Source organism: Microbacterium esteraromaticum, assembly GCF_017303215.1.
GTDB lineage: Bacteria > Actinomycetota > Actinomycetes > Actinomycetales > Microbacteriaceae > Microbacterium > Microbacterium esteraromaticum_C.
Map to the genome: position 1 here is coordinate 1 of NZ_JAEMWU010000001.1, position 25914 is coordinate 25914.

Here is a 25914-nt window from a genome sequence, read left to right on the forward strand (position 1 = left end):
AAAAAGACTGGACGAGGATAATTTGGCATTTGACAAGTGCACGCTGTTGAGTTCTCAAGGATCGGACGCACCCACACACCAACCAACAAAGGCCAGACGCGCAAGGCAACTTCACAATCATAATCATCCCGACCCGACTGTCAAATCGACGGCCGTGAGGATCAGAACGAATCCGCTGCCCGTGAAGGCAACTTGTCTATCTTATCCGTCTCAGCCTATCTGTCAAGTTGACTCCCGGGCGGGACTTCCACGCTCTTCAGCACGAGGCTGATCATCCGAAGATGAAGGAGGTGGTTGTTCGCTACTTGGTGGGGAGCCAGACCCTGAGGCCTTCCGCTCAACCGCTTGGGGCGAACAAGTAAGAGCTTACGTGCGTCCGAGCATCCCGGCAAATCGGGCCCCTCCGGTCGGGCGTGTCGCCCCCGCGGAGGAATGCCGCGGCCGCGGTCGCGGTTGCATCCGACGATGACTACTCCTGCGCTCTCCGTTCTCGATCTCGTCCCCGTCCGTGCCACGTCTGACGGCACCGTGCAGACCAGCGCCCAGGCGCTGACCTCCTCCCTCTCGCTCGCGCAGCGCGCTGACGAGCTGGGCCTGCGTCGCTACTGGTTCGCCGAGCACCACAACATGCCGGCGGTGGCATCCACCTCTCCCCCGGTACTGATCGCCGCGGCCGCAGCACGCACCCGACGCATCCGCGTCGGCTCGGGCGGCGTCATGCTGCCCAACCACGCGCCACTCATCGTCGCCGAGCAGTTCGCCGCGCTCGAAGCGCTCGCGCCCGGACGCATCGACCTCGGTCTCGGCCGCGCACCCGGCAGTGACCCCGTCATCACGCAGCTCCTGCGTTCATCCGGCGCCGCCGGCGATGTCGAGCGCTTCCCGCAGCATGTTCAGGACATCGCGCTGATGCTGCAGCCCGACGGCGCCACCGTGCAGTTCACGTCCGGCGGGCAGTACCAGGTGCACTCCACACCCTCCGCGACCGGGGCTCCGCAGATCTGGATGCTCGGATCGAGCGACTACTCGGCGCAGCTCGCCGCCGCGCACGGCCTGCCCTACGTCTTCGCCAACCACTTCTCGGGGCATGGCCTGGAACGTGCGCTCGACCTGTATCGGTCCGGCTTCCAGCCGTCCGAGACGCTGGCCGAGCCGCGCACCTTCCTGACGGCCAACGTGGTCGCCGCCGATACCGCCGAAGAAGCCGACGATCGCGCCCTGCCCCAGCTGCGCATGATGGCGCGCCTGCAGCAGAACAAACCACTCACCGCACTGCAGACCGTCGAGCAGGCCAAGACGGGACTCGCCGCCGACGCCGACCCCGCCGAGCACTCGCTCATCGCCGCCATGCGGCAGCGCTGGTTCATCGGTGATGGCCCGTCGGTGGCATCCGATCTCTCGGCATTCGCCGCCCGGCACGGCGTCGACGAGATCATGCTCTCGCCCGTCGCCGGCGCCTACGAGGCCGAGCCTCTCGACGAGACGCCGGGACGCATCCGCACGCTGGAGCTGCTCGCCCGCTGAGGCGGGCGGGGCGGCGAGCGCGGGGCCTATGCCTCGGGCTCGCCGTGGATCAGCGCGCGCAGCCAATCGCGCGCCTCGACGAACACCTCGTCGGCATACCGTTCCGGGTACTGCACGATCTTGCGGTCGGCGCGCGGGTACGACCCCAGGAAAGCCACGCGAGGGCTGAAGCGCCGGATCCCCATCAGTGCATCGGCCATGCGCTCGTCGTGCGCGTGGCCGTCGGCGTCGACGACGAATCGGTACCGCCCGAGGGCATCTCCGACCGGACGCGACTGCAGCAGCGACAGGTTGATGCCGCGGGTGGAGAACTGCTCGAGCATCTCCAGCAGCGCGCCGGGGCGATCGTCGGGCAGTTCGATGATCAGCGAGGTCTTGTCGGCGCCGGTCGGCTCGGCGGGGGCGACGGTCTTCGACACCAGCACGAACCGGGTCACGGCGTTGTCATTGTCGCCGATCTGCTCGGCGAGCACCTCGACCTCGTGATGCGCGACGATTCCCGGGGCGGCGATCGCGGCCTGCGCGGGGAGAGTTCCGTCGAGCACGCCGATCGCGGAGGCCACGTTGCTGGCGGCCGGCACGTGCGCGTGCCGCGGCAGGTGCTCGCCGAGCCAGCCGTGGCACTGCGCGTAGGCGACCGGATGCGCGGCGATGACCTGTACGTCGTCGAGGCGGGTGCCCGGCGCGCCGACCAGCACGAAGTTGACGTTGACCAGGTACTCGCCGATGATGCGCAGCCCCGGCAGCGTCGCGAGGGCATCGAGTGTGGTCGAGACACCACCCTCGACCGAGTTCTCGATCGCGATCATGGCCGCGTGGCTGCGGCCTTCGAGCACGTCGGCGAGCGCCTCACCGACGTTATGCACAGCACGCCAGTCGTGTCCGCGCGCCTCGGGCACCTGGTCGAGCGCTGCCTCGGTGAAGGTTCCGGCGGGGCCGAGATAGCTGTATGTGCGGCGTTCGGTCACTCCGCCAGCCTAGACCCGCGCCCCGGTGCGTCGACGCCGCGTTTCCGGGGCCCGCGGCAGGGTGAGTGAGGTCGGCCGTGTTCCGAGAACAGGATGGATGCTGAGAACAGGACGGATGCCCGAGAATCGTCCTGTTCTCGGTAACGAGCCTGTTCTCGGTGACGGCCGGGACAATCCCAGCCCCGACCCTCCGTCTCACCGCGACACGAGGATGCGCAGGCGCGAATGCCGGGGCAGACTATCCCCATGACCAGCCGTGCCGGACTCCCCGCCGAGGAACATGACCTGATCGACGTCGACGAGCTGATCGCCGCGTACTATGACCGGCGCCCGGATCCGTCCGTTCCCGCGCAACGCGTTGTGTTCGGCACGAGCGGCCACCGCGGCTCGGCGCTGACGTCGAGCTTCAACGAGGACCACATCCTCGCCACCACGCAGGCCATCGTCGACTACCGCGCCGATCAGGGCATCCGCGGGCCGCTCTTCCTGGGGAGAGACACGCACGCGCTCTCGCTGCCCGCCGAGCGCAGCGCGATCGAGGTGCTGATCGGCAACGGCGTCGATGTGCGCATCGACTCCCGCGAATCGTGGGTTCCCACACCCGCCCTCAGCCACGCCATCCTCACCTACAACCGCGGCCGCGAGGCATCCGACGCGGACCGTGCCGACGGGATCGTCGTCACCCCCTCGCACAACCCGCCCCGCGACGGCGGCTTCAAGTACAACCCGCCGCACGGCGGCCCCGCCGACACCGACGCGACGGGCTGGATCGCCCAGCGCGCGAACGACCTGATCGCTGCCGGGTTGGAGGGTGTGCGACGCATCCGTCACGCCGACATCGACGAGGACACGATCGGCACCTACGACTTCCGCGATGCGTACGTGCGCGATCTGCCCTCGATCATCGACATCGACGCGATCCGGCGCGCGGGCGTGCGCATCGGCGCCGACCCGCTCGGCGGGGCGTCGGTGGACTACTGGACGCTCATCGCCGAGATGCATGACCTCGACCTGCGCGTCGTCAACCCCGAGGTCGACCCCACCTGGCGGTTCATGACCCTGGACTGGGACGAGAAGATCCGCATGGATCCGTCGTCGCCGTCGGCGATGGCCTCGCTCGTCGCCAAGAAGGGCGACTTCGACGTGCTCACCGGCAACGACGCCGACGCCGACCGGCACGGCATCGTCACCCAGGACGCCGGACTGATGAACCCCAACCACTACCTGGCCGTCGCGATCGACTACCTGTTCTCTCACCGCGCCGACTGGCCTCGCGATGCGGCCATCGGAAAGACGTTGGTCTCGTCGATGATCATCGACCGGGTCGCCGAGTCGCTCGGTCGGCGCCTGCTGGAGGTTCCGGTCGGCTTCAAGTGGTTCGTCCCCGGCCTGCTCGACGGCACCGTGGCGTTCGGCGGCGAGGAGTCTGCGGGAGCGTCGTTCCTGCGCCGCGACGGCAGCGTCTGGTCGACCGACAAGGACGGCATCCTGCTGTGCCTGCTGGCCGCCGAGATCATCGCCGTGACCGGCAAGACCCCCTCGGAGCGCTACCGCGAACTCGAAGCGGCCTTCGGCGCCTCGGCTTACCAGCGGGTCGACGCGCCGGCAACGCCCGAGCAGAAGGCGACGCTGTCAAAGCTCGCCCCCGATGCCGTGGATGCCACCGAGCTGGCCGGTGAACCGATCACGGCGAAGCTCTCGCAAGCCCCCGGCAACGGCGCCGCGATCGGCGGGTTGAAGGTGCAGACCGAGCACGCCTGGTTCGCCGCGCGCCCCTCGGGCACCGAAGACGTCTACAAGCTGTACGCCGAGAGCCTGCGCGGCCCCGAGCACCTCGCGCAGGTGCAGGAGGAGGCCCGGGCGGTCGTCTCGGCCGCACTCGCCGACTGACGCGACGCCCGGCACCGGGATCGGCCCGCGGGCGCGGCGCCCGGGCGCGTCGCGCGGGCGCCGCGCGTCCGATTCAGCCGCGGGCGAGTTGTGCGCCGGCCTCGCGCAACCAGCGCTCGGGGTCGGCAAGGGCGGATGCCGCAGAGCCGGCGATCTGCGTCAACGACAGCGTGCCGGTGAACAGGTCGGTGTCGGCCCCATCATCGATACGACCGGCGACGAGTAGGGCGCGCGCGCTGGCATCCGCCGCGAGCGACGCGACGTACGACGGCACCTTGCCGTCTCCGGACTGCCCGTCGTACGCCCCCTCGCCGGTGACGACGACGTCGGCCGAGGCGACGGCCTCGGCCAGTCCGATCAGCCGCGCGACCTCGATCGCGCCCGGCACCAGCTGCGCGCCCCAGGCCACGAGCGCGCCACCGACGCCGCCGGCAGCGCCCGCACCGGGCGTCGCGGCATCAACGCCGAGCAGGTGCGCCACCTGACCGAGCGCGGCATCGACCCGGTGCTGATGCGCGGGGCCGGTGAGTCCCTTCTGCGGGCCGAAGACCGCGGCCGCACCGCGGGGACCGGTGAGCGGGTTGGTGACGTCGGTGAGGACGATCACGTCGGATGCCCGCCGCAGGCCACTCAGGTCAGCCGTCACGATGTCAGCAAGCCCGCGCGCGCCGGGGGCGGTCTCCGTGCCCGACGCGTCAAGGAACCGTGCGCCGAGCGCCCGCAGCATTCCGGTGCCACCGTCGGTCGATGCGCTCGATCCGATACCGAGCACCACCCGCGAGACGCCGAACTCGAGCGCCGCAGCGATCGCCTGCCCGAACCCCCGCGAATCGGCATCCCACGGACGCAACTGATCGAGCATCTCGATGCCCGAGGTCGACGCCATGTCGATCACGGCCGTCCCCTGCGGGGCGTCGTCGGATGCCGGAAGCAGCAGCCACGACGTCGTGACAGGCATGCCGGCCGGGCCGTCGACGGTCACGGGCATCCGCCGCGCGCCCGGCACCGACGCCTCGAACGCGGCGACCGTACCCTCGCCCCCGTCGGCCATCGGACGCGGCACGATCACTGCCGAGGGGTCGACCGACCGCCAGCCCGCGGCGAGCGCGTCGACGGCATCCGCGGCGGTGATCGTGCCCTTGAAACTGTCGGGCGCGAGCACCACGCGCGTCACGGCGTGACCACCGGTGTGCTGTCGCGCACGAGCACATCCAGTTCGATCGGCGACTGCTGCCACTGCGCATCGACGGTCGCCCGGAACGCCTGGTACCCGAGCTCGTCGAGCGGCACGCGCACCGTCGTCAACTGCGGCGTCACATCACGGCTCGCCGGCACATCGTCAAAGCCGCACACCGCGATGTCGGCGCCGACCGTGCGCCCGGCCTCGCGGATCGCCGTCATGGCGCCGATCGCCACGACGTCGCTCAGCGCGAAGACCAGCGTTCCGGCATCCACCCCGTCGCGCAGCGCATCAGCCATCGACGCCGCACCCGACTCGCGTTCGAAGGTGCCGCGGTAAGTGCGCTCGAGCGCACCACCTCCGGCAGTGAAGCCCTCAGTGAAGCCGGCGAGGCGGTCATCCGACGTGCGCACGCCGTCGGCCGCACCGATCGCGATCGCGCGGCGATAGCCGAGACGCGCCATCTCGCTGCCCAGACGCTCGGCCCCGTCGCGGTTGTCGATGCGGATGCTGCGACCCGCGCCCGCGCCGAACGCCACCGTGCGTGCGCCGAGGTGGCGGAAGGCGTCCAGCTCGTCCGCCGTGCGGGTCTCGCCGTCATCCGTACGCGAAGCTGCCAGGATCACACCGCGCGGACGCTGCCCGCGCAGAGCACGCAGGATCTTCGCCTCGCGCTCGGGGTCGCGCTGCGTGATGGCGATGGTGACGATGAGGCCCTCTTCATCGGCACCTCGCGCGACACCCGCGGCGATCTGCCCGAAGTACGGGTCGGCGATATCGGCGACCAGCAGCGCGATGGCCGCCGAGGTTCCGCGCGCTGTGGCTTGCGCCGAGGCATTGGCCGTGTAGCCGAGCTCATCGGCGGCCTTCTCGACCCGCTCGCGATACGACTCAGCGACCTTGCGGTCGGAGCCGTTCAGCACGCGGGATGCCGTCGCCAGCGACACCCCCGCGGCGCGGGCGACATCGTGCAGGGTCGGTGAGCGTCGCACGTCAGCGGTCATGCGCCGAGCCTACCCATGTGACGCGGACTGCTCTCACGAGGGGTGGGGGTCTTCTCCTCATGAGGGGTGGGGGTTTGTGCCTCACGAGGGGTCAAAATGTGCGGGGTTGCGCGCCCATTACACGACGTTTGTTGGCCCCTCGTGGGAGGGGTGAGGTTTCTCGTGGGGGTGGGGTTTCTCACGGGGCTGGTTCGCCCGCCTCGCCGGCGAGCAGAGCGCGCAGGGTCGCGGCTTCGGATGCCAGTAACGCAGGGTCGTCGTCGGGAACGAACTCCAGCAGGGCGTCCCGCGGCGGCAACGCCTGGGCGGATGCCGCCGTGAACAGGGCTCGCCACAGCTCCGCGCGCTCGCGCAGCCGCAGGCGCTCCGCTGCCGGCCACCACGAGAACACATGCACGGCGCTGGTGTGCGCAGCCACCGCATCGTACTCGGCCAGGGCGACAGCATCCGGCGCCCCGACCGACGGCTGCCAATACGTCGTCAGGGCGGGACTGCCAACGTCGGCGAGCAACCGCAACGTCGCCTGAGGGGTGTCGGCCAGCGTGCCGCGGTGGTACTCCAACGCCAGGGTGATCCCGCACTCTACCGCCTCGGCGGCGGCGTCCCGCAGCCGCGCGACCGTCTGCGCGTACTGCTGCGAAGACGCATCGGCGGAGTCGACGCGCCCCGCCCAGATCCGCACGCGGTCGGCGCCCAACGCGGCCGCGCTGTCGAGGGCGGGGGTGAGCGCCTCGTCCGGGTCTGCGCGGAAGTACGCTCCGTACGAGCAGGTCAGCAGTCCAGCATCCGATGTCAGTTCGGCGACCTGCGCGGCACGCTCGACGTCGCCGGCCGGCACGTGCACGTCGCCGCCCCACTCGATCACCTGCAGGCCCGCTTCAGCGGCCAGCGGCACGAGCTGCTCCGGCGTCAGCTGCCGGAAGGTCACCGAGCACAATCCCGGTCTCATCACCGTCCCCTTTCGCATCTATTCGTCACATACTCCCGCTATTCGGCCCGAATTCAGGCAGTTTGTGACGAATAGACGGGTGGGGAGGGCGGGAGGTGCGGGGCCACCGTGGCGGCGAAGGCCGCGGCCGTGCGGGCAACTACCGTCTCGGGGGCGTCAGCCCAGATGTCGGCGTTGAAGATCTCGACCTCGATATCGCGGTCGTAGCCGGTGTCGACCACCGCGCGGGTGAGCGAGGCGAAGTCGATGATGCCCTCACCCATGTAGTGCCGAGAAAGCAGCACATCGGCCGGCAGCGGCGTCTGCCAGTCGCACACCTGGTACGTGGCGATGCGCCCTTCGCGCCCGGCGCGTGCGATCTGCTCGTACACCTGCGGATCCCACCAGATGTGGAAGGTATCGACCGCAGCGCCGACCGTCGCGGCATCGAAATCGGATGCCAGATCCAGGGCCTGCCCGAGCGTCGAGACGACGCACCGGTCGGAGCCGAACATCGGATGCAGAGGTTCGATCGCCAACGTCACTCCGGCGCTGCGCGCATACGGTACGAGATCGCCGAGGGCGTCCCGCACCCGTTCACGAGCCCCGACGAGATCGCGCGATCCCTCGGGCAGTCCACCCGCGACGAGCACGAGCACGGCCGTTGAGCCGTCGGCGCCGGCATCCGCCAGCGCCGCGGTCTCGTCGATCGCTCGCCGGTTATCGGCAAGAGCCGCGTCGCGCTCGGGACCGGCCGGCAGGGTGAAGAACCCTCCCCGGCAGTGCGTCGAGAAGCGCAGGCCCGAATCCGACAGCATCCGCGTCGCCGTGTCGAGACCGACCTCGTTCACGGGCTCGCGCCACAGTCCGATGGACTGCACTCCGGCATCCGCGGTCACCCGCAAAGCGGTCGCGAGATCGGCGTACTTGATGGTGGCCTGGTTGATCGACAGGCGCGCGTCGACGGTCATATCGCGCTCCGCTCTCCACGAGGGGTCAAGAAATGCTGGGTCTGAGGGTGCAGATACGACGTATTTTGACCCCTCGTGGGGTTGGCGGGCGTTCATGCGTCGACGCCGTTCAGGCGCAGCATCCCGTGCCAACGCTGCTGCGCCAGCTCGGGGTTCTCCAGCGCGAGCGAGGCGTTGGCCAACTCGACGATGCGCGACAGGTGCGGCAGGCTGCGCGCCGAGTGCAGGCCCCCGACCATCTGGAACGCCGGCTGGTGGCCGTTGAGCCAGGACAGGAATGCGACACCGGTCTTGTAGTAGAACGTGGGTGCGGCGAACACCTGCCGGCTGAGCTCTTCGGTGGGTCCGAGGAAGCGCGCGTAGGCGGCGTGATCACCGGCATCCAACGCCTGGATCGCCGCCGACGCGACCGGGGTGATCGCAGCGAAGGCGCCCAGCAGGGCATCCGAGTACGATCGCTCGCCGACACCCGAATCGCCGATCAGCGAGACATAATTGAAGTCGTCGCCGGTGAACATGCGCACGCCCTGCGGCAACCGCTCGCGCACCGAGATCTCGCTCTCAGCGTTGAGCAGACTCATCTTCACACCCGCGATCTTCGCCGGGTTCTCGGCGATGATCTGCAGCAGCACCTCGGCGGCCGCAGGCCACTCGGTCGATCCGAAGTACCCCTCCAGCTGCGGGTCGAACGCGGTGCCCAGCCAGTGCAGCACGACGGGCGTGGTCGCCTTGTCGAGCACGGCGCGGTAGACGCGCCGGTAGTCCTCGGCGCTCGTCGCGGTGCGCGCAAGGTGACGGGATGCCATCAGCACCGGTCCCGCACCCTGCTCTTCGGTGAAGTGCAGCTGAGCGGTGTACGCGTCGATGATCTGGTCGAGCGAGAGGTGCTCGTCGTCGATGTGGTCGGTGTTGACGCCGACCACGACCGAGCCGCCCTCCTCGCGCGCGACCTGGGCGCTGCGCGCGATCAGCTCGCGAGTGGCGGCCGCGTCGAGGCCCATGTTGCGCTGCGCCGTGTCCATGGCGTCAGCGACGCCGAGTCCCCACGAGTACACGTTGCGGCGGAACGCGAGCGTGGCGTCCCAGTCGATGTCGGCGGGCTGCCCCGGCGTGTTGTCGGCGTGCACCTTGGGCACGACGTGCGCGGCCGCGTAGGCGACGCGGCTGCGCAGGGCGGATGCCGGACGCGCGTAAGCGCCGGAGTCGTTCAGGGTGGCATCCGAGATCGCTCCGGATGCTGCCAGCAGGCGAAGCGTCGTCATCAGAGCGACAGCTTCTCGATCGCCACCTTGCGCCCTTCGGCGCTGGAGGTGAGGCCGGCCTCGGCGAACTGCACACCGCGCGCACCGGCGAGCAGGTCAAAGTCGTACTCGGTGCCCAGGACGTACGAGGTGAGGTACTCCTCCCACTGCTGACGGAAGCCGTTGAGGAAGACGTCGTTGGTGGGGACGTTCTGCCAGTCGGCGTCGTAGTCGTGGGTGTCTTCGAGGTCGGGGTTCCAGACCGGCTTGGGCGTGGCGTTGCGCGGCTGGATCTTGCAGCCGAACAGGCCCACGACGGCCGAACCGTGCGTGCCGTCGACCTGGAACTCGACGAGCTCGTCGCGGTTGACGCGCACGGTCCACGACGAGTTGATCTCGGCGATCACGCCGCCATCGAGCTCGAAGATGCCGTACGCGGCGTCTTCGGCGGTGGCGGTGTAGTGCTCGCCCTTCTCGTCCCAGCGGTCGGCGATGTGCACGGCGGCCTGCGCGTACACGCTCTTGACCTCGCCGAAGAGGTTCTCGAGCACGTAGTTCCAGTGCGGGAACATGTCGCTGATGATGCCGCCGCCGTCTTCGGTGCGGTAGTTCCACGACGGACGCTGCGCGGGCTGCCAGTCACCTTCGAACACCCAGTAGCCGAACTCGCCCCGCACCGAGAGGACGCGACCGAAGAAGCCCGAGTCGATCAGGCGCTTGAGCTTCTGCAGGCCCGGCAGGTAGAGCTTGTCGTGCACCACACCGGTCTTGACGCCGGCCTGCTGCGCCACGCGCGCCAGCTCGAGCGCCTCATCCACCGACTCGGCTGTGGGCTTCTCGGTGTAGATCGCCTTTCCGGCGGCGATGGCCTTGCGGATAGCGGTGGCGCGCGCCTTGGTCACCAGGAAGTCGGCGTAGATCTCCCACTGCGGGTCGGCCAGCGCGGCGTCGAGGTCGGTGGTGTAGTCGGCGATGTCGTGCTGCGCGGCGATCTCGGCGAGCTTGGCCTCGTTGCGGCCGACGAGCAGCGGCTTGACGGTGACCTTCGTGCCGTCGGGGAGCTCGATGCCGCCCTGGTCGCGGATCGCCAGGATCGATCGCACCAGGTGCTGGCGGTAGCCCATGCGCCCGGAGACGCCGTTCATGATGATGCCGATCTCGCGTACGTCGGTCATGGTGATCCGTTCTGTCGGTGATGCTCGGAAGTCTGTGCGCTCCGCATCCGTGCGGGTAAGCGCTTTCCGCTATCAAAGCAGGTCGGGTCATCGAGCGCAACCTTCGAGCGCTCGCGGCGTCAGCAGCAGAGGGCATCAGCGCACGAGAGCGCGTCAGTGGCAGAGAGCGCCAGCGACCGAGACGGTCGGCCGAGCGCGTCAGCGACCGACACGGGCGGGCCGAGCGCCTCAGCGCTCGCGAGCGTCAGCGACCGAGCGCGTCGAGGAGGTCGGCGAAGTGTTCGAGGTCGTCGGCCGACCAGGCGCGCAGGCGGTCGCCGAGGCGCTCCTTGTACGTCGCGCGCGCGATCTCGACGCGCTCCTGCGCGAGTTCCGTCGCGACGAGGCGCCGAGCGCGTCGGTCGTCGGGATCACGGATGCTGTCGACCAGCCCCAGCTCTTCGAGCTGACGCACCTGACGACTCACCGTGGACTTGTCGGTCTGCAGTCGATCGATGATCTCGCCCGCCGTTGTCGCCGTGCCGTTCACGATCGACGTGAGCACCTGGTAGCCGAGCGGCTGCAGATCCGGATGCACCGAGGCCGCCGCTTCACGCCACCCCACTCGGATGCGGGCGAACAGCCGCCCGAGCTCGTGCTCGACGCGCGATACGGCCTGATCGAGCTCGATATCGCCCACGCCGATGCGGCCGTCCGTGCCGTCTGAGGCATCGGCGCCGACGGCAGCACCGTCGGCCGCGTGCGGGGCGGCGGTCATCTCGCCAGTGTACGACGCGGCCGTGCACGAATCGGCGACCGGCGCCCCCCGGTCAGCGTGTGCGTGCACCGTCGCCTCCGGCGTCCGTAACGACGCGGATGCCACCGGTGACGGCCATCGATGCGCCGACCTCTGCCTCGGCGACCTCGATCGTCGATTCCTCGGCCTGCTCCCGCAGCAGCTCCGCCGAGGTCTTGGTCGACAGCGGCTTGTTGCGGATGAACGCGATCGCGATGACCCCGACCACCGCCAGCGGAATGGCGATCATGAAGGCGTCGGCGATGCCGTGCCCGTAGGCGGATTCCACGATGACCCGGATGCTGTCGGGCAGCTCTCCGACCTTCGGGACGTCGCCGGAAGCCAGCCCCTGCAACGCGTCAACCTCGTCGGGCGCCGCCGGGGCGAAACCGGCCAGGCCGTCGGCGATGTAGACCCCGACGCGGGAGGCGAGCAGCGCACCCATGATGGTCACGCCGATCGTGCCGGCGATGGTGCGGAAGAAGTTCACGTTCGACGATGCCGCACCAAGCTGCTGCGGCGGGGTGTCGTTCTGAACGATCAGCGTGAGGTTCTGCATGACCATGCCAAGGCCCGCGCCGAGCACAAACATGTAGGTGGCGACGAGGGCGAATGGGGTGTCGTAGCGCAGCGCCGACATCAGCGTGACGCCGAGCAGCGTGAGCGCCGAGCCGGTCAACATCCACCCCTTCCACTTTCCGAAGCGGCTCACCAACTGGCCGATGATGATCGACGCACCCATCTGACCGACGATCATCGGGATCGTCATCAGCCCCGACTCGGTCGGCGTGGCGCCCCGCGCCAACTGGAAGTACTGGGCGAGGAAGACGGACGTGGCGAACATCGACACACCGATCGCGATCGAGGCGATCACCGAGAGCGTAAACGTGCGGTTGCGGAACAGCGACATCGGCACGATCGGCTCTTTCACGACGAACTCGACGGCGATGAAGGCGACCAGGAAGACACCCGCGATGCTCGCGAGGATCCAGCTGGTGGCGGAATCCCACGCGAACTGGCTGCCGCCCATCGACACCCAGATCAGCAGGGTCGACACCCCCACGGCCAGCAGAACGATGCCGAGATAGTCGATAGAGACCTTGGCCTTCTGCGGCTTGGGCAGGTGCAGAGTCACCTGCAGCAGGATCAGGGCGAGCACCGCGAAGGGGACGCCGATGAAGAAGTTGGCGCGCCACCCCCACGTGTCGGTGATGACGCCACCGAGCAGCGGCCCGCCGATCGTGGCGAACGCCATGACGCCGCCGACTACCCCCATGTACTTGCCACGCTCACGGGGAGAGATCAGAAGTGCCACGGCGACCATGACCAACGACATCAGACCGCCTACGCCGATGCCCTGCACGACGCGCACCGCGATGAGCATGTTCATGTCGACCGAGAACCCAGCGGTCACCGTGCCGACCGTGAAGAGGATGAGCGACAGCTGCACCAGGATCTTGCGGTCGAGAAGGTCGGCGAGCTTTCCCCAGACCGGCGTCGAGACAGCTGTGGCGAGCAGGCTCGCGGTGATCACCCAGGTGTACTGCGATTGCGTTCCGCCGAGGTCTGCGACGATCACCGGCAGCGAGGTCGAGACGACCGTGCCCGAAAGGACGGCGACGAACATGCCGACGATGAGGCCCGAGATGGCAGTGAAGACCTCGCGCGCGGAGCGCTGCGGGACGGGATCCGAATGGGTGGCTGCGGTGGTACTCAAAGGCGTGGGCGCTCCTGGATAGATAGTTGATCGACATCAACGATACGCCACTAGTTGCGATTGAGCAACCATTGCACAAGATCAATCACGAGCCGAGCGAGCGAGCACAGGAAGTCGGAGCCGACGCAGCTCACCCCGAAAACCCCTATCGTTGACGCGCAGCATCCGATCCAATGGAGGACTGATGACCACCCCGTACGAACTCGACGCACACGCGCACGGGGCCGCGCCACGGCATCCGCTCACCGCCGACCTCGACACCTTCGCATGATCGCCCTCCCCGCCGCCGACACCGCTCTCTCGCCTTTCACCGGCTGGACACGCGCACACTGGGAGCGCGTTGCCGACACGATCCTCGACGGAGCCGCCCGCCACGCCAGCCCCACCGGATCGCTGATCCGCTACCCCGGAGTCCCGGGCGGCCTCGGACGCGACATCGACCATCTCGAGGGCTTCACGCGCACGTTCATGCTGGCGTCGTTCCGCATCGCCGGCGATCCCGCCCGCACCCAGTCGCTGGCCCGGCGCTACGCGCGCGGCATCGCCGCCGGGGTCGATCCGACGCATCCGGAGCGCTGGGTGCGCATCGAAGAGCACACCCAGGCGAAGGTCGAGGCTGCGGCGCTCGCACTGGGACTGCACCTCACGCGCGACACCGTCTGGGCACAGCTCGACGATCGCGCGCGAACGCAGACGATCGACTACCTCTCGGCATTCATGGGCGAGCCGTATCCGCCGAACAACTGGGCCTGGTTCCGCATCATGGTGTCGTTCTTCCTCGAGAGCGTGGGCGGGCCGTTCTCGGCATCCGACCGCGACGAGGACTTCGCACTGCTGGACGGATTCGACCTGCCCGGTGGGTGGACCTCCGATGGCGTCGGCCGCGACTTCGACCACTACTGCGGGTGGGCCCTGCCGTTCTACCCGATCGTCTGGGCGCAGCTCGTTCAGGACGATGCCCACTATGCCCAGCGGGTGGCTCGGTACACAGAGCGACTGGACGACTACCTCGATGACGCGCTGCACCTGATCGGCGCCGACGGGGCACCGCTACTGCAGGGTCGCAGCCTCACCTACCGGTTCGCCACGGCGGCCCCCGCGTGGGCGGCCGCGTTCCACGGGCGATCCCGCCACGATCCCGGACTGCTGCGCCGGGCCGCGAGCGGCCAGATCAAGCATTTCGTCGAGCGCGGCGCCCCCGATGCCGATGGCGTCCTCTCACTCGGCTGGCACCATCCGTGGCGGGCGATCGCGCAGAACTACTCGGGGCTGGGATCGCCCTATTGGGCGGCGAAAGGGATGCTGGGGCTGGCCCTGCCCGCTTCGCACCCCGCGTGGACCGCGCCCGAGCAACCGCTGCCGATCGACCGCGGCGCCTTCGCGCGTGCCCTGTCCGCGCCCGGGTGGCTCGCCATGGGAACGACCGACGGCATCGTGCGCATCGTCAACCACGGCACCGACCATCGCGCCGAGGGCACCGACCACCCGGACGCGCCCCTGTACGCGAAGTTCGGCTACTCGACGGCGACCGCCCCCGTGCTGACCGATCCCGGCACCTCCTGGCCCGTCGACGGGACAGTGGCGCTCGTGCGCGACGGACTGCCCAGCCACCGCTCGGGATTCACCGTGGGGAACACGCTCGCCCTGGACGCTCAGACCCTCCTGGGTTGGTCGACATCGACGGCCCACTGGCCGATCGGCTACGAGGCAGGACCGGACCACGGCGTCGGCACCCACCACGGCGCAACGATGCACGGGCCGCGCATCGACACCGTATCGGTGACCCACGGCGCGTGGGAGGTGCGATTGATCCGCGTGCACGCCGATGCGCCGCTGCAGCCGGGCGACACGCTGCGCGTCGGCGGCTGGGCGCTGACCGGCGACGTGGCCCCGTTCACCGACGGCCCCGCGCCGAGTGACGAAGCACCCCACGCCGCATGGGCACGGACCGAGCGACTGGCGACCGGCGTCGTGGCGCTCGGCGAATACACGCTCGGCGACGGGGGCGACCCGCACTCCTCCGGAGTACTCATCCTCGACGACGCCACACCTCTGGCGGGACGCACCGCGGTTCCCTGGCTGGAGACGGCCCCGGATGCCGGCGCGTGGCGCGCCTTCGGCATCCACCTGGGCGCCCCCACCGAGGCGACCACAGCGCCCGTCGTCTCGACCCACCACGAGGGCCGGCACATCGCCTGGCCCGACGGGCACGTCACGCGCCTGCCGATCGACCCGCTTCTCAGCCGCTCCGACGCGACACCATGACGGGCAGCATCCGCAGGTCTTCCGGCTCGCCCCCCTCGATCAGGTCGGCCAGGCACTGAACGGCCGCCTCGCCGAGGCGATCGAAATCCTGTCGCACCGTCGTGAGCGGCGGCCGGTACTGGGCGGCATCCGCGACGTCGTCGAAACCGATCACCGCGACGTCGTCGGGCACCCGCACACCCGCGTCAGCCAGCGCCCGCAACGCTCCGAGGGCCATCTGGTCGTTGGCTGCGAACAGCGCGGTGAACGCAGCGTCGGCCGGCTGCGTGCGACGAGCATCGAGCATCCGCTCCGTCTGCGCGTACCCCGCGTCGGCGCTCCAATCGCCCCGGACGACGTCGGGAGCAGACGCACCGGCCGCGGCGAGCGCGGCACGCCAGCCGCGTTCGCGTTCGGATGCCGCGAATGAGTCGAGCGGACCGCCGAGGTGATGCACCGTGCGATGCCCGGCCGCGAGCAGCCGCTCCGTCGCCGCCCGCGCTCCCGCTGCGTGGTCGGTGGCGACGACGGTGAAGCGCTCATCGGGCGGCGAGTCGACCACGACCAGGCGGATGCCCGCCGAACCGGCCTCGCGGGCGAGAGCCGTGGCCTCGTTCAACACGATGGCGCCGTCGACGCCCTGGTCATGCAGACGCTCGAACGCGTGCGCGATATCGCCGGCGTCCCCCAGCGTGACCACGGTCAGGGCATACCCGCGTGCGGAGGCGGCATCGGCAACCGCCTGCAGCATCCGTGAGTTGCCGACCGTCGAAAGGGTCTGGGCAACCAGTCCAAGAGTCTGCGTGCGACCGGTGCGCAGCGCACGAGCGGCACGGTTCGGGCGGTACCCGAGCTCGGCCATCGCCTGTTCGACGCGCAAGCGGGTGGCGGGGTCGACGCGCGGACTGTCGTTCGCGACGCGCGAGACGGTCTGATTCGACACCCCGGCGCGGGTGGCGACCTGGGCCATCGAGACGCGTCTGGCCTGTGGCATCCGATCTTCCCCTCATTCACGGTTCGCAACTCCGGAGTGTTGACGTTACCACGGCGCCGCGCGTAACATGTTCACGTGAACATGGAAAATTCTCCGGAGTTGCGAACCGACGAACTCGGCGCCGGCGTCATCAAGCGCAGCACCCGCCTGGCCGACGGCCGCGAACTGTTCTACTTCGACGACCCCGGCACCGCACTCGGCCCCGAACGCAGCGTCGATTCCCGCGCACTCGACGAGCGCCCCGAGACGGCCACCATGCGCCAGGACGTACTCACCGGCGACTGGATCACGTTCGCCACCAAGCGGCAGAACCGCGTCATGATGCCCAGCGCCGACGCCGATCCCCTCGCACCGCAGACGGCGTCCAACCCGTCGGAGGTGCCCTCCCTCTACGACGTCGCGGTGTTCGAGAACCGCTCCCCCTCCTTCGGCCCCGCGCTCAACCGGGCCACCGGCGGTGTTCCCGCCGCGAGCAACCCGACCCGCGGACTCGACGACCTCGCCGAGCTCGGCATCGGACGCACCCGCACCAGCATCGGCCGCTGCGAAGTCGTCTGCTTCAGCCCCGAGCACGAGGGGTCGTTCGGCAGCCAGTCCATCACCCGCGCACGCACGATCATCGAGGCGTGGGCCGACCGCACCGCCGCCCTCTCGGCACTGCCCGGCATCGAGCAGGTGTTCCCGTTCGAGAACCGGGGCGAGGCGATCGGCGTCACGCTCCCGCATCCGCACGGACAGATCTACTCGTATCCGTACGTCACGCCGCGCACGCAGCGGCTGCTCGACAGCATCCACCGCACCGCTCCCGACCTGATGGGGCGCGTGCTCGACTTCGAACGCACCTCGGAGCGCGTGGTGCTGCAGGGCGAGCATTGGACCGCTTTCGTGCCGTTCGCCGCCCGATGGCCACTCGAGGTGCAGCTGATGCCGCACCGGCACGTTCCCGACTTCGCCGCGCTCAGCGACGAGGAGCGCGACGAGCTCGCGCCGATGTACCTGCGCCTGCTGCGCGGAGTGGATGCCCTCTACGAGACGCCGACGGCGTACATCGCCGCCTGGCACCAGGCGCCCGTGAACGTCGGCCGCGACACCGTGCGGATGCGGCTGGAACTGACCAGCCCGCGCCGCGCCGAGGACAAGCTGAAGTTCCTCGCAGGCTCGGAGGCCGCGATGGGTGCGTGGACGGCCGAGATCCTGCCCGAAGTCGCCGCCGACCGACTGCGCTCCGCGATCGCAGCGACCTCGACGCACTGACCCCCGCCCCTCCCCACCCCTCCCACGAGGGGTCACAAAACGTTGGGTCACCCCCACTCAACACGACACATTTTGACCCCTCGTGAGGGTTGGGACGCCTCATGAGGGTGCGCCCCCCTCGCACACGGGGCAACCGAGAATCCGAACCGAGGCACCATGACCCACACATCAACAGCACAAACCGCCGCCCGCGACCTGTTCACGGCCCTCGCCGGCACCGCACCTCAGGGCATCTGGTCGGCGCCCGGCCGGGTGAACCTCATCGGTGAGCACACCGACTACAACGAGGGCTTCGTGCTGCCGTTCGCGATCCAGCACCGCACCTACGCTGCGGCGAGCCCGCGCGAAGATGGCCGCATCCGGGTCGCCTCGACGTTCGCCGATGAGCCGGTCGAGGTGTCGCTCGACGACCTCGACCGTCTCTTCCCCACGCCTGCGGGAGAGGCGCCCGCCGTACCCGAATGGTCGGCCTACGTGCTCGGCGCGGCCTGGGCGATGCGGGCACTCGCACCCACGCCCGCCGAACACGGTGCCGATATCGCGATCGCGTCCGACGTTCCGGTCGGTGCCGGGCTGTCGTCGTCCGCCGCGATCGAAGGGGCCGTGGCATCCGCGCTCGACGAGCTCTGGCAACTCAACCTCGACCCGGTGACGCTCGCTCAGGTCGGACGCCGCGCCGAGAACGAGGCGGTCGGCGCGCCCACCGGCATCATGGACCAGATGGCGTCGATGCTCGGCCTGCCCGATGCCGCAACCTTCCTCGACTGCCGGACGTTCGAAACCCGCTCGGTGCCCACCGGGTTCACCGCTGAGCACCTCGAACTGCTCGTGATCGACACGCAGGTCAAGCACTCGCACTCGACCGGCGGGTACCGCGAACGCCGGGCATCGTGCGAGCAGGGCGCCGAGCTGCTCGGCATCCGCTCGCTGCGCGACGCCGGCGTCGAAGACCTGCCCCGCGCCGCCGATCTGATGGACGACGTGACGTTCCGCCGGGTGCGCCACGTGATCACCGAGAACCAGCGCGTGCTCGACACGGTTGACGCCCTCGCCGCGCAGGGACCGCGCGCGATCGGTGACCTGCTCGTCGCGTCGCACGCATCGATGCGCGACGACTTCGAGATCTCGGTGCCCGAGCTCGACCTGGCCGTCGAGACGGCGCTCGCGCACGGCGCGATCGGCGCGCGCATGACCGGCGGCGGTTTCGGCGGGGCGGCGATCGCCCTGATCGAGCATGCGTCGGTCGCGTCGGTGTCGGATGCTGTCGCGCGGGCGTTCTCGGATGCCGGCTTCGCCACCCCGCACATCTTCACCGTGCAACCGTCGGGCGGCCCGCGGCGGGACGCCTGAACAGCCTGGGGCTCCGGTAGCTCCAGGCGCCCCGGGCAAGTCGCACACTTGGCCGCAATGCGCCACCGCGAGGCGACCAGGTGACACACATGTCCGGGCAGGCAGCCGCAGAACCCGACCTGACACAATGACACTGCGCATCCGCGCGAGGGAAGGAACATCATGTCTTGGCTTGTCACCGGCGGCGCCGGCTACATCGGAGCACACGTCGTGCGCGCATTGTCCGCGGCCGGCCTGACCCCCGTCGTGCTCGATGACCTCTCCAGCGGGAAACCGTCGTTCGTCCCCGAGGACGTGGCGCTGGTCGACGGCAGCATCCTGGACCGCGAGCTGGTCGAGCGCACACTGCGTGAGCACGATGTCGAGGGCGTCATCCACGTGGCGGGTTTCAAGTACGCCGGCGTCTCGGTGCAGCGTCCGCTGCACACGTACGCGCAGAACGTCGAGGGCACCCGGGTGATCCTCGAGGCGATGGAAGCCGCAGGCGTGACGAACATCGTGTTCTCGTCGAGCGCTGCCGTGTTCGGCACGCCGGACGTCGCGCTCGTCACCGAAGACACCGCCAAGCGCCCCGCGAGCCCCTACGGCGAGTCGAAGCTGATCGGAGAGTGGATGCTGCGCGACCAGGGCACCGCGACCGCGGCATCCGACGCTCCGTTGCGCCACACCTCGCTGCGCTACTTCAACGTCGTCGGGTCGGCTGATCCGACGGTCTACGACGTCAGCCCGCACAACCTGTTCCCGATCGTGTTCGAGAAGCTGCTCGCCGGCGAGACCCCGGCGATCTTCGGCGACGACTACGACACCCCCGACGGCACGAACGTGCGCGACTATGTGCACGTGGGCGACATCGCGGCCGCCCATGTCGTGGCGGCGCAGCGCCTCGCCGACGGCCGCCCGATCGAGCCCGCATACAACCTCGGCTCGGGCGACGGCCTGAGTGTGAAGCAGATCATGGATGCCATGGTGCGCGTCACCGGCATCGACTTCACGCCGACCGTCGGTCCGCGTCGCCCCGGCGACCCCGACCGCATCGTCGCCACCGGCGAGCTCGCCGCGCGCGACCTGGACTGGACGATGCGTCACACCGTCGACGAGATGGTGCGCTCGGGCTGGGAGGCCCGCCGCAACGCCGGGTGATCGGCGACATCACTCCGGTCGCAGTTTCTCCCGGGTCGTCGGGGAGGCAGATCACTCCGGTCGCAGTTTCTCCCGCTTCCCGGCGTCGGATGCGGGAGGAAGTGCGACCGGAACGCCGATTCGCCAGCCGAGAGCCAGCGCTCAGTCCCAGGCAGACATGACGTGCTTGATGCGCGTGTAGTCGTCGAAGCCGTACTGCGAGAGGTCCTTGCCGTACCCGGAGTGCTTGAATCCGCCGTGCGGCATGTCTGAAACGAACGGGATGTGGGTGTTCACCCACACGCAGCCGAAGTCGAGATCGCGGGTGAAGCGCATCGCGCGGTTGTGGTCGCGGGTGAAGACGGATGCCGCCAGCGCATAACGCACGCCGTTGGCCATGCCCAAGGCCTCGTCATCATCCGAGAACGACTGCACGGTGAGCACCGGACCGAAGATCTCATCCTGCACGGCCTCGTCGTCCTGACGCATGCCCGACACGATCGTGGGTGCGAAGAAGTAGCCCTGCTCGCCGACCCGCGTGCCTCCGGTCTCGACCTTCGCGTGGGCCGGCAGCCGGTCGACGAAGCCCTGCACCTGCGCGAGCTGGGCAGCGCTGGAGAGGGGACCGTAGAACACGCCCTCCTCGCGCGGCCCACCGGTGCGGGCGTGCGTCTGCGTGCGGGCGACCAGCGCGCGAACAAGTTCGTCGTGCACCGATGCGTGGACGATCACCCGGGTCGCCGCGGTGCAGTCCTGACCGGCGTTGAAGAAGGCGCCCGACACGATGGCATCCACCGCCTTGTCGATCGACGCGTCGTCGAAGACGACGGCGGGCGCCTTGCCTCCGAGCTCGAGGTGCACGCGTTTGAGATCGGATGCCGCAGACTCGGCCACGGCCATGCCAGCCCGCACCGATCCGGTGATCGCGACCATCTGCGCACTCGGGTGCGCGATCAGCGCTGCCCCGGTCTCACGCCCACCCAGCACCACGTTCAACGCGCCCGCGGGGGTGTGCTCGGCGACGATCTCGGCGAGCAGCAGCGTGGACTGCGGCGTGGACTCGGCGGGCTTGAGTACGACGGTGTTCCCGGCGGCGAGCGCGGGTGCGATCTTCCAGACCGCCATGTTGAGGGGGTAGTTCCAAGGGGTGACCTGGCCGATCACGCCGATCGGTTCGCGTCGCACGTACGAGGTGTGTCCGGCGAGGTATTCACCGGCCGCGCGCCCTTCGAGGCTGCGCGCCGCGCCGGCGAAGAACCGCAGCTGGTCGATCGACTGCTCGATCTCGTCGGCCACGAGGGTGGCGCGGGGCTTGCCGGTGTCTTGTGATTCGAGGTCGGCGAACTCCTCGGCGCGGGCGGCCATGGCATCCGCGATGCGGAACAGGGCGAGCTGGCGGTCTCCGGGGGTCGCGTCGCGCCACGCGGGGAAAGCCGCCGCGGCGGCGGCGTACGCGGCGTCGATGTCGGCGACACCCGAGAGCGGGATGCTGCCGTACACGCCTTCTGTGGCAGGGTCGATCAGGTCGAGCCGCTCGTCGGTGAGGGCTTCGCGGTACTCACCCGCGATGTGGTTGCGCAACGTCGTCGTAGCCATGTCGCCACTCTAACCAGGATCCCTACGGAATCGAAAGTATTCTGCGCCAGATCCTGCGAAATCAGTTGCGTTCTACCGTTTTGAGTGTCAGGATCGACACGTGAGCGACAAGTCGAAAGCCCCCGTCCTCGACGATGTGTCAAAGCAGATCATCGAGCTGCTGCAGCAGGACGGACGCCGACCGTATGCCGACATCGGCCGTGCGGTGGGACTCAGTGAGGCCGCCGTGCGCCAGCGCGTGCAGCGCCTCACCGATGCGGGCATCATGCAGATCGTCGCGGTGACCGACCCCCGACAGCTCGGCTTCTCTCGTATGGCGATGATCGGCATCCGCACGACCGGTGATCCGCGCGAGCTCGCCGACGCGGTCAAGGCGATCGACGAGATCGCCTACGTCGTGGTGACGCTCGGATCGTTCGACGTACTCGCCGAGGCGATCTGCGAATCGGATGAGCACCTGCTCGACCTGGTCTCATCGCGCGTGCGATCGATCCCCGGGGTGACGCACACCGAGAGCTTCCTCTACGCCGGCCTGCACAAGGACTTCTACAACTGGGGCACGCGCTGACGCCGACCCCCGCCCCTTCCCCGATATCCACAACGGAGTGAGAACTATGGGAACCACCGTCTTCGAGAGGTTCCGGCCTGCCGAATCGCAGATCGATGCAGCATTGCGCGACACCCGACACTCGACCTTCTGGCTCGATGATGTCGCCCGCCCCGAGCATCCGCCGTTGCGCACCGATGTGCGCGCCGATCTCGTCGTCGTGGGCGGCGGGTACGCTGGCCTGTGGACGGCGGTGCGCGCCAAGGAGCGCGACCCGCAGCGCTCTGTCGTGCTGCTGGAGGCGTCACGGATCGGCTGGGCCGCGTCGGGGCGCAACGGCGGGTTCTGCGAGGCGAGCCTGACGCACGGCTACGAGAACGGCATGAACCGCTGGCCCGACGAGATGGAGCAGCTCGAACGCCTGGGCCTTGAGAACCTCGACGGCATCGAGCAGACCGTGCAGCGCTACGGCATGGACGTCGACTGGGAGCGCACCGGCCAACTGGCGGTGGCCACCGAGCCGCACCAGATCGAGTGGATGCACGGCGAGGAGTTCCTCGACCAGGACGCCGTGCGCGCCGAGGTGCACTCCCCCACCTATCTCGCCGGCAACTGGGATCGGCGGGGCTGCGCGATGGTGCATCCGGCGAAGCTCGCCGTTGAACTCGCCCGCGTCGCGACCGAGCTGGGTGTGCAGATCTACGAGCACAGCCGGGTCACCGGGCTCTCGGGCAAGGGCACCCAGACGGTGACGGTCGACGGGGGCGGCACCGTCACCGCCGACCAGGTGGCACTCGCCACCAACGTCTTCCCGTCGCTGCTGGCACGCAACCGGCTCATGACGGTGCCGGTGTACGACTACGTGCTGATGACCGAGCCGCTCACCACCGACCAGCTCGGCGCAATCGAATGGCAGAACCGTCAGGGCCTGGCCGACTCCGCGAACCAGTTCCACTACTACCGACTCAGCGCCGACAACCGGATCCTGTTCGGCGGCTACGACGCGATCTACCACTTCGGCGGCAAGGTGCGCGCCGCCTACGAGGAGCGCCCCGAATCGCACCGACGACTCGCGTCGCACTTCTTCACGACGTTCCCGCAGCTGGAGGATGTGACCTTCACGCACCGCTGGGCGGGCGCGATCGACTCATGCAGTCGGTTCTGCGCGTTCTACGGTGTCGCGCGCGGCGGCCGTGTCGCGTACGCGACCGGCTTCACCGGCCTGGGCGTCGGGGCATCCCGCTTCGCGGCGGACGTGATGCTCGACAAGCTCGCCGGAGTCGAGAACGAGCGCACCCAGCTCGAGATGGTGCGCACGCGTCCGATCCCGTTCCCTCCCGAGCCGGCCGCCGCGATCGGAGTGAACATGGTGCGCCGTGCGATGGACCGCGCCGATCACAACGAGGGCAAGCGCAACCTGCTGCTGAAGACCCTCGACGCGATCGGGATGGGGTTCGACTCGTGAGTGCGGATGCGCTCACGCCGGGAACAGCGTCGGATGCCACGGGCCTGACCCTCGCACATGAACCGCTCCCGGCCGCCGACGTGCGCCGCGGGGAACCGACAGCCGGCGCACAGGACCTCGGGACGTTCTCGGGCGTTGAGCTGGGCGTCTGGGAGATGAGCCCCGGTGTGGCCGCGGATACCGAGGAGGATGAGGTCTTCATCGTGCTGTCGGGGCGGGCGCGTGTCGACTTCGAGCATCCGTCACTACCGTCGATCAACCTCGGCCCCGGTTCGGTCGTCCGCCTCACCGAGGGCATGCGCACCGTATGGACCGTCACCGAGACCCTGCGCAAGGTGTACCTGGTCTGACGACGCGGTTCACCGCACCGGCAGCGTCAGCACCGCCAGGTGCAGCGCCGCGAGCGTCTCACCGTCGTCGAGGTCGGCGTCGAGCAGGTCCGAGATCAGCGTGAGCCGTTGGTAGAACACCGACCTCGACAGGTGCGACGACGCCGCTGCGGCCGTGCGACTGCCCGGGTGCGCGACCACGGCGCGCAGCACGCGCAGCAGGTCGCCGCCGTGCTGCTCATCGAACCGGATCAACGGCGCCAGCATCCGCTCACTGTGCTCCTGCAGGCGGTGATCGCCGCCGAGCTCGGTGACCAGGCGCGTCAGCGGCCGGTCATCGACGCGCCGCACCTCGGCAGGGCCGAGGCGCGCGGCCAGGAGCCGCGCCGGACGGACGGATGCCAACAGCTCGGCGACCGTCGACGCCGGTGTTCCGATCGCGAGCCCCGTCGAAAGCCCGGCCGCCGCGGCGAAGATCTGCGCCGACGACAGTTTCCTCCGAGACGAGACGAGCACCACACCATCGCCATCGTGCACGGCGCCCATCGCCCGCGTATCAGCGCCCGCATTTCGGGCATCCGTCGCGGTGAGCGCCTCGACCAGACGCTGCACCTGCCCGGGCTGCGCCCGCGGCACCACCAGCACGCCGAGCGCACGCCCCACCACCGGCAGCCCCGCCGCCGCCATGCGCGCCGCCACATCCGCGTCGCCGCTGTGGCCGCCCCCCGCGATCGCCTGAACGAGATCCCGCGCCGGGAGCACCTCCCAGGCCGTAGGGCCGTCGGCGAGCCGGGCGAAGGCCAGCGCCGTCGCAGCCAGCTCGAGCACGGTCAGCGCCCCCGCCGGATGCTCCGCTCCGGGCAGCGCGACCAGCGCACCCCATCGCACGCCACGCGCCTGCACCGGCACCGTCAACAACTCCACGTCGCTGCGGGATCGGGCGGCCCACCCGGTGAGCACATCGGATGCCCGCACGTCGCGCACCTCGGCGGTGACCACCTCGCGCCCGGGCGTCTCGAGCACGATGGGCGCATCGAGCACGCGGGCCGTCTCGCGCACGACGACATCCGCGGGTGCGCCGCGCAGGCTCAGCCCGGTGAACAGCTCATGCAACCGCTGACGCTCCTGCAGCGCCTCCAGCTGCCCCGAGATGATCCGGCGATGCACCGCCTCGGTGACCGTCACGAACTTCACCACGCGTTCCAGGGCGATCAGCGCCAGACCCCGGGCGCGGCACGCGGCGATGAACGCCGGCGGTGCGACCGTGAAGCGTGTCCCGAGCTCGATCACGACCCCGGCGACGCCGGCCCCGGCCAGTCGGTCGGCCAGATCGTGCAGCGCGGCATCCGCCCCCGCCCACCCCGCTGCCGTCGTCAGCAGCAGCTCGCCGCCGTCAAGAAGGTCGGCCACCTGGTCACTGTCAGAGACGTGCACCCAGCGCACACGGGCATCCAGCGCCTCGCCGCCGACCAGCACCTCGGGGGCGCCGCGCTGCAGCGCGTCCACACGGAGCACGTCGCGCACACGAGGGAGCGCATCCTCTTCCGGACGATCTGTCTGATCCGCGCCGATGTCCTGACGATCTGCACCCACTCTCCCATCCTTGCCTCTGTCAGCATGGGGATCAAGCCATTCGTACCGAT

The 25914-nt window shown here is 69.4% G+C and carries 21 protein-coding genes; 9 read left to right on the plus strand and 12 right to left on the minus strand.

The window, feature by feature from the left end:
- The first annotated feature begins 465 nt into the window (after positions 1-465).
- Positions 466-1524 (plus strand): LLM class flavin-dependent oxidoreductase, encoded by a 1059-nt coding sequence (locus JF543_RS00005; RefSeq protein ID WP_242519350.1) that lies wholly within the window; start codon positions 466-468, stop codon positions 1522-1524.
- A 26-nt stretch (positions 1525-1550) separates the two neighbouring features.
- Here JF543_RS00005 and pheA read toward each other — a convergent pair whose 3' ends face one another.
- The gene (pheA, locus tag JF543_RS00010) at positions 1551-2492 is read right to left on the minus strand and encodes a prephenate dehydratase (RefSeq protein ID WP_206822378.1); all 942 of its coding nucleotides are present in this window, start codon (positions 2490-2492) and stop codon (positions 1551-1553) included.
- A gap of 246 nt (positions 2493-2738) precedes the next feature.
- On the opposite strand from pheA, the gene pgm reads away from it, so the two are divergent.
- Positions 2739-4382, plus strand: a complete 1644-nt coding sequence (gene pgm / locus JF543_RS00015) for a phosphoglucomutase (alpha-D-glucose-1,6-bisphosphate-dependent) (RefSeq protein WP_206822379.1) — start codon at positions 2739-2741, stop codon at positions 4380-4382.
- A gap of 73 nt (positions 4383-4455) precedes the next feature.
- Here pgm and JF543_RS00020 read toward each other — a convergent pair whose 3' ends face one another.
- From JF543_RS00020 to JF543_RS00055, 8 genes are all read right to left on the minus strand, one after another.
- Entirely contained in the window at positions 4456-5556 is a 1101-nt protein-coding gene (locus JF543_RS00020; RefSeq protein ID WP_206822380.1) for a glycerate kinase, read from the minus strand.
- Positions 5553-6566: a LacI family DNA-binding transcriptional regulator gene (locus JF543_RS00025; protein ID WP_206822381.1), complete on the minus strand. Its 1014-nt coding sequence runs from the start codon at positions 6564-6566 to the stop codon at positions 5553-5555. The genes JF543_RS00020 and JF543_RS00025 overlap by 4 nt, the downstream gene beginning before the upstream one ends.
- 178 nt (positions 6567-6744) lie before the next feature.
- The gene (locus JF543_RS00030; protein ID WP_242519351.1) at positions 6745-7515 is read right to left on the minus strand and encodes a sugar phosphate isomerase/epimerase family protein; all 771 of its coding nucleotides are present in this window, start codon (positions 7513-7515) and stop codon (positions 6745-6747) included.
- Positions 7516-7568: 53 nt separating this feature from the next.
- Positions 7569-8465: a sugar phosphate isomerase/epimerase family protein gene (locus JF543_RS00035; protein ID WP_206822383.1), complete on the minus strand. Its 897-nt coding sequence runs from the start codon at positions 8463-8465 to the stop codon at positions 7569-7571.
- A 92-nt stretch (positions 8466-8557) separates the two neighbouring features.
- Positions 8558-9727, minus strand: coding sequence for a dihydrodipicolinate synthase family protein (locus JF543_RS00040; protein ID WP_206822384.1), 1170 nt, complete (start codon positions 9725-9727; stop codon positions 8558-8560).
- On the minus strand, positions 9727-10881 hold the full coding sequence (locus tag JF543_RS00045; protein WP_206822385.1) for a Gfo/Idh/MocA family protein: 1155 nt from the start codon (positions 10879-10881) through the stop codon (positions 9727-9729). The genes JF543_RS00040 and JF543_RS00045 overlap by 1 nt, the downstream gene beginning before the upstream one ends.
- Before the next feature lie 244 nt (positions 10882-11125).
- The gene (locus tag JF543_RS00050) at positions 11126-11638 is read right to left on the minus strand and encodes a MarR family winged helix-turn-helix transcriptional regulator (protein WP_179409900.1); all 513 of its coding nucleotides are present in this window, start codon (positions 11636-11638) and stop codon (positions 11126-11128) included.
- A gap of 52 nt (positions 11639-11690) precedes the next feature.
- Positions 11691-13373 carry an MFS transporter gene (locus JF543_RS00055; RefSeq protein ID WP_242519352.1) on the minus strand — a complete coding sequence of 561 codons (1683 nt, stop codon included), beginning with the start codon at positions 13371-13373 and terminating at the stop codon, positions 11691-11693.
- A 267-nt stretch (positions 13374-13640) separates the two neighbouring features.
- Between JF543_RS00055 and JF543_RS00060 the strand changes: the two genes are divergently transcribed.
- A complete protein-coding gene (locus JF543_RS00060) occupies positions 13641-15638 on the plus strand; it encodes a DUF2264 domain-containing protein (protein WP_206822386.1) in 1998 nt (665 codons plus the stop codon).
- On the opposite strand, the gene JF543_RS00065 is transcribed toward JF543_RS00060, so the two are convergent.
- Complete coding sequence (locus JF543_RS00065) at positions 15613-16611, minus strand: LacI family DNA-binding transcriptional regulator (RefSeq protein ID WP_242519353.1); 999 nt, start codon at positions 16609-16611, stop codon at positions 15613-15615. The genes JF543_RS00060 and JF543_RS00065 overlap by 26 nt on opposite strands.
- A gap of 81 nt (positions 16612-16692) precedes the next feature.
- Between JF543_RS00065 and galT the strand changes: the two genes are divergently transcribed.
- The 3 genes from galT to galE all read left to right on the plus strand — a co-directional run bounded on the left by galT (position 16693) and on the right by galE (position 20355).
- Complete coding sequence (gene galT, locus JF543_RS00070) at positions 16693-17865, plus strand: galactose-1-phosphate uridylyltransferase (RefSeq protein WP_206822387.1); 1173 nt, start codon at positions 16693-16695, stop codon at positions 17863-17865.
- A 156-nt stretch (positions 17866-18021) separates the two neighbouring features.
- The gene (gene galK / locus JF543_RS00075) at positions 18022-19215 is read left to right on the plus strand and encodes a galactokinase (RefSeq protein WP_206822388.1); all 1194 of its coding nucleotides are present in this window, start codon (positions 18022-18024) and stop codon (positions 19213-19215) included.
- Between the two features lie 162 nt (positions 19216-19377).
- A complete protein-coding gene (gene galE / locus JF543_RS00080) occupies positions 19378-20355 on the plus strand; it encodes a UDP-glucose 4-epimerase GalE (RefSeq protein WP_206822389.1) in 978 nt (325 codons plus the stop codon).
- A 141-nt stretch (positions 20356-20496) separates the two neighbouring features.
- On the opposite strand, the gene JF543_RS00085 is transcribed toward galE, so the two are convergent.
- The gene (locus tag JF543_RS00085) at positions 20497-21930 is read right to left on the minus strand and encodes a gamma-aminobutyraldehyde dehydrogenase (protein ID WP_206822390.1); all 1434 of its coding nucleotides are present in this window, start codon (positions 21928-21930) and stop codon (positions 20497-20499) included.
- A gap of 100 nt (positions 21931-22030) precedes the next feature.
- On the opposite strand from JF543_RS00085, the gene JF543_RS00090 reads away from it, so the two are divergent.
- The 3 genes from JF543_RS00090 to JF543_RS00100 are packed head-to-tail and all read left to right on the plus strand — an operon-like array spanning position 22031 to position 24292.
- Positions 22031-22498, plus strand: coding sequence for an Lrp/AsnC family transcriptional regulator (locus JF543_RS00090; RefSeq protein ID WP_179409893.1), 468 nt, complete (start codon positions 22031-22033; stop codon positions 22496-22498).
- Positions 22499-22544: 46 nt separating this feature from the next.
- Complete coding sequence (locus tag JF543_RS00095) at positions 22545-23942, plus strand: NAD(P)/FAD-dependent oxidoreductase (protein ID WP_206822391.1); 1398 nt, start codon at positions 22545-22547, stop codon at positions 23940-23942.
- A complete protein-coding gene (locus JF543_RS00100; RefSeq protein WP_206551147.1) occupies positions 23939-24292 on the plus strand; it encodes a cupin domain-containing protein in 354 nt (117 codons plus the stop codon). The genes JF543_RS00095 and JF543_RS00100 overlap by 4 nt, the downstream gene beginning before the upstream one ends.
- 9 nt (positions 24293-24301) lie before the next feature.
- On the opposite strand, the gene JF543_RS14565 is transcribed toward JF543_RS00100, so the two are convergent.
- Entirely contained in the window at positions 24302-25864 is a 1563-nt protein-coding gene (locus JF543_RS14565) for a PucR family transcriptional regulator (RefSeq protein ID WP_347401056.1), read from the minus strand.
- Between the last annotated feature and the right edge of the window lie 50 nt (positions 25865-25914).

Coding starts and splice junctions, on each gene's coding strand:
- JF543_RS00005 (WP_242519350.1), top strand. CDS start 466: ATGACTACTCCTGCGCTCTCCGTTCTCGATCTCGTCCCCGTCCGTGCC.
- pgm (WP_206822379.1), top strand. CDS start 2,739: ATGACCAGCCGTGCCGGACTCCCCGCCGAGGAACATGACCTGATCGAC.
- JF543_RS00025 (WP_206822381.1), bottom strand. CDS start 6,566: ATGACCGCTGACGTGCGACGCTCACCGACCCTGCACGATGTCGCCCGC.
- JF543_RS00030 (WP_242519351.1), bottom strand. CDS start 7,515: ATGAGACCGGGATTGTGCTCGGTGACCTTCCGGCAGCTGACGCCGGAG.
- JF543_RS00035 (WP_206822383.1), bottom strand. CDS start 8,465: ATGACCGTCGACGCGCGCCTGTCGATCAACCAGGCCACCATCAAGTAC.
- JF543_RS00040 (WP_206822384.1), bottom strand. CDS start 9,727: ATGACGACGCTTCGCCTGCTGGCAGCATCCGGAGCGATCTCGGATGCC.
- JF543_RS00045 (WP_206822385.1), bottom strand. CDS start 10,881: ATGACCGACGTACGCGAGATCGGCATCATCATGAACGGCGTCTCCGGG.
- JF543_RS00050 (WP_179409900.1), bottom strand. CDS start 11,638: ATGACCGCCGCCCCGCACGCGGCCGACGGTGCTGCCGTCGGCGCCGAT.
- JF543_RS00060 (WP_206822386.1), top strand. CDS start 13,641: ATGATCGCCCTCCCCGCCGCCGACACCGCTCTCTCGCCTTTCACCGGC.
- JF543_RS00065 (WP_242519353.1), bottom strand. CDS start 16,611: ATGCCACAGGCCAGACGCGTCTCGATGGCCCAGGTCGCCACCCGCGCC.
- galT (WP_206822387.1), top strand. CDS start 16,693: ATGGAAAATTCTCCGGAGTTGCGAACCGACGAACTCGGCGCCGGCGTC.
- galK (WP_206822388.1), top strand. CDS start 18,022: ATGACCCACACATCAACAGCACAAACCGCCGCCCGCGACCTGTTCACG.
- galE (WP_206822389.1), top strand. CDS start 19,378: ATGTCTTGGCTTGTCACCGGCGGCGCCGGCTACATCGGAGCACACGTC.
- JF543_RS00085 (WP_206822390.1), bottom strand. CDS start 21,930: ATGGCTACGACGACGTTGCGCAACCACATCGCGGGTGAGTACCGCGAA.
- JF543_RS00095 (WP_206822391.1), top strand. CDS start 22,545: ATGGGAACCACCGTCTTCGAGAGGTTCCGGCCTGCCGAATCGCAGATC.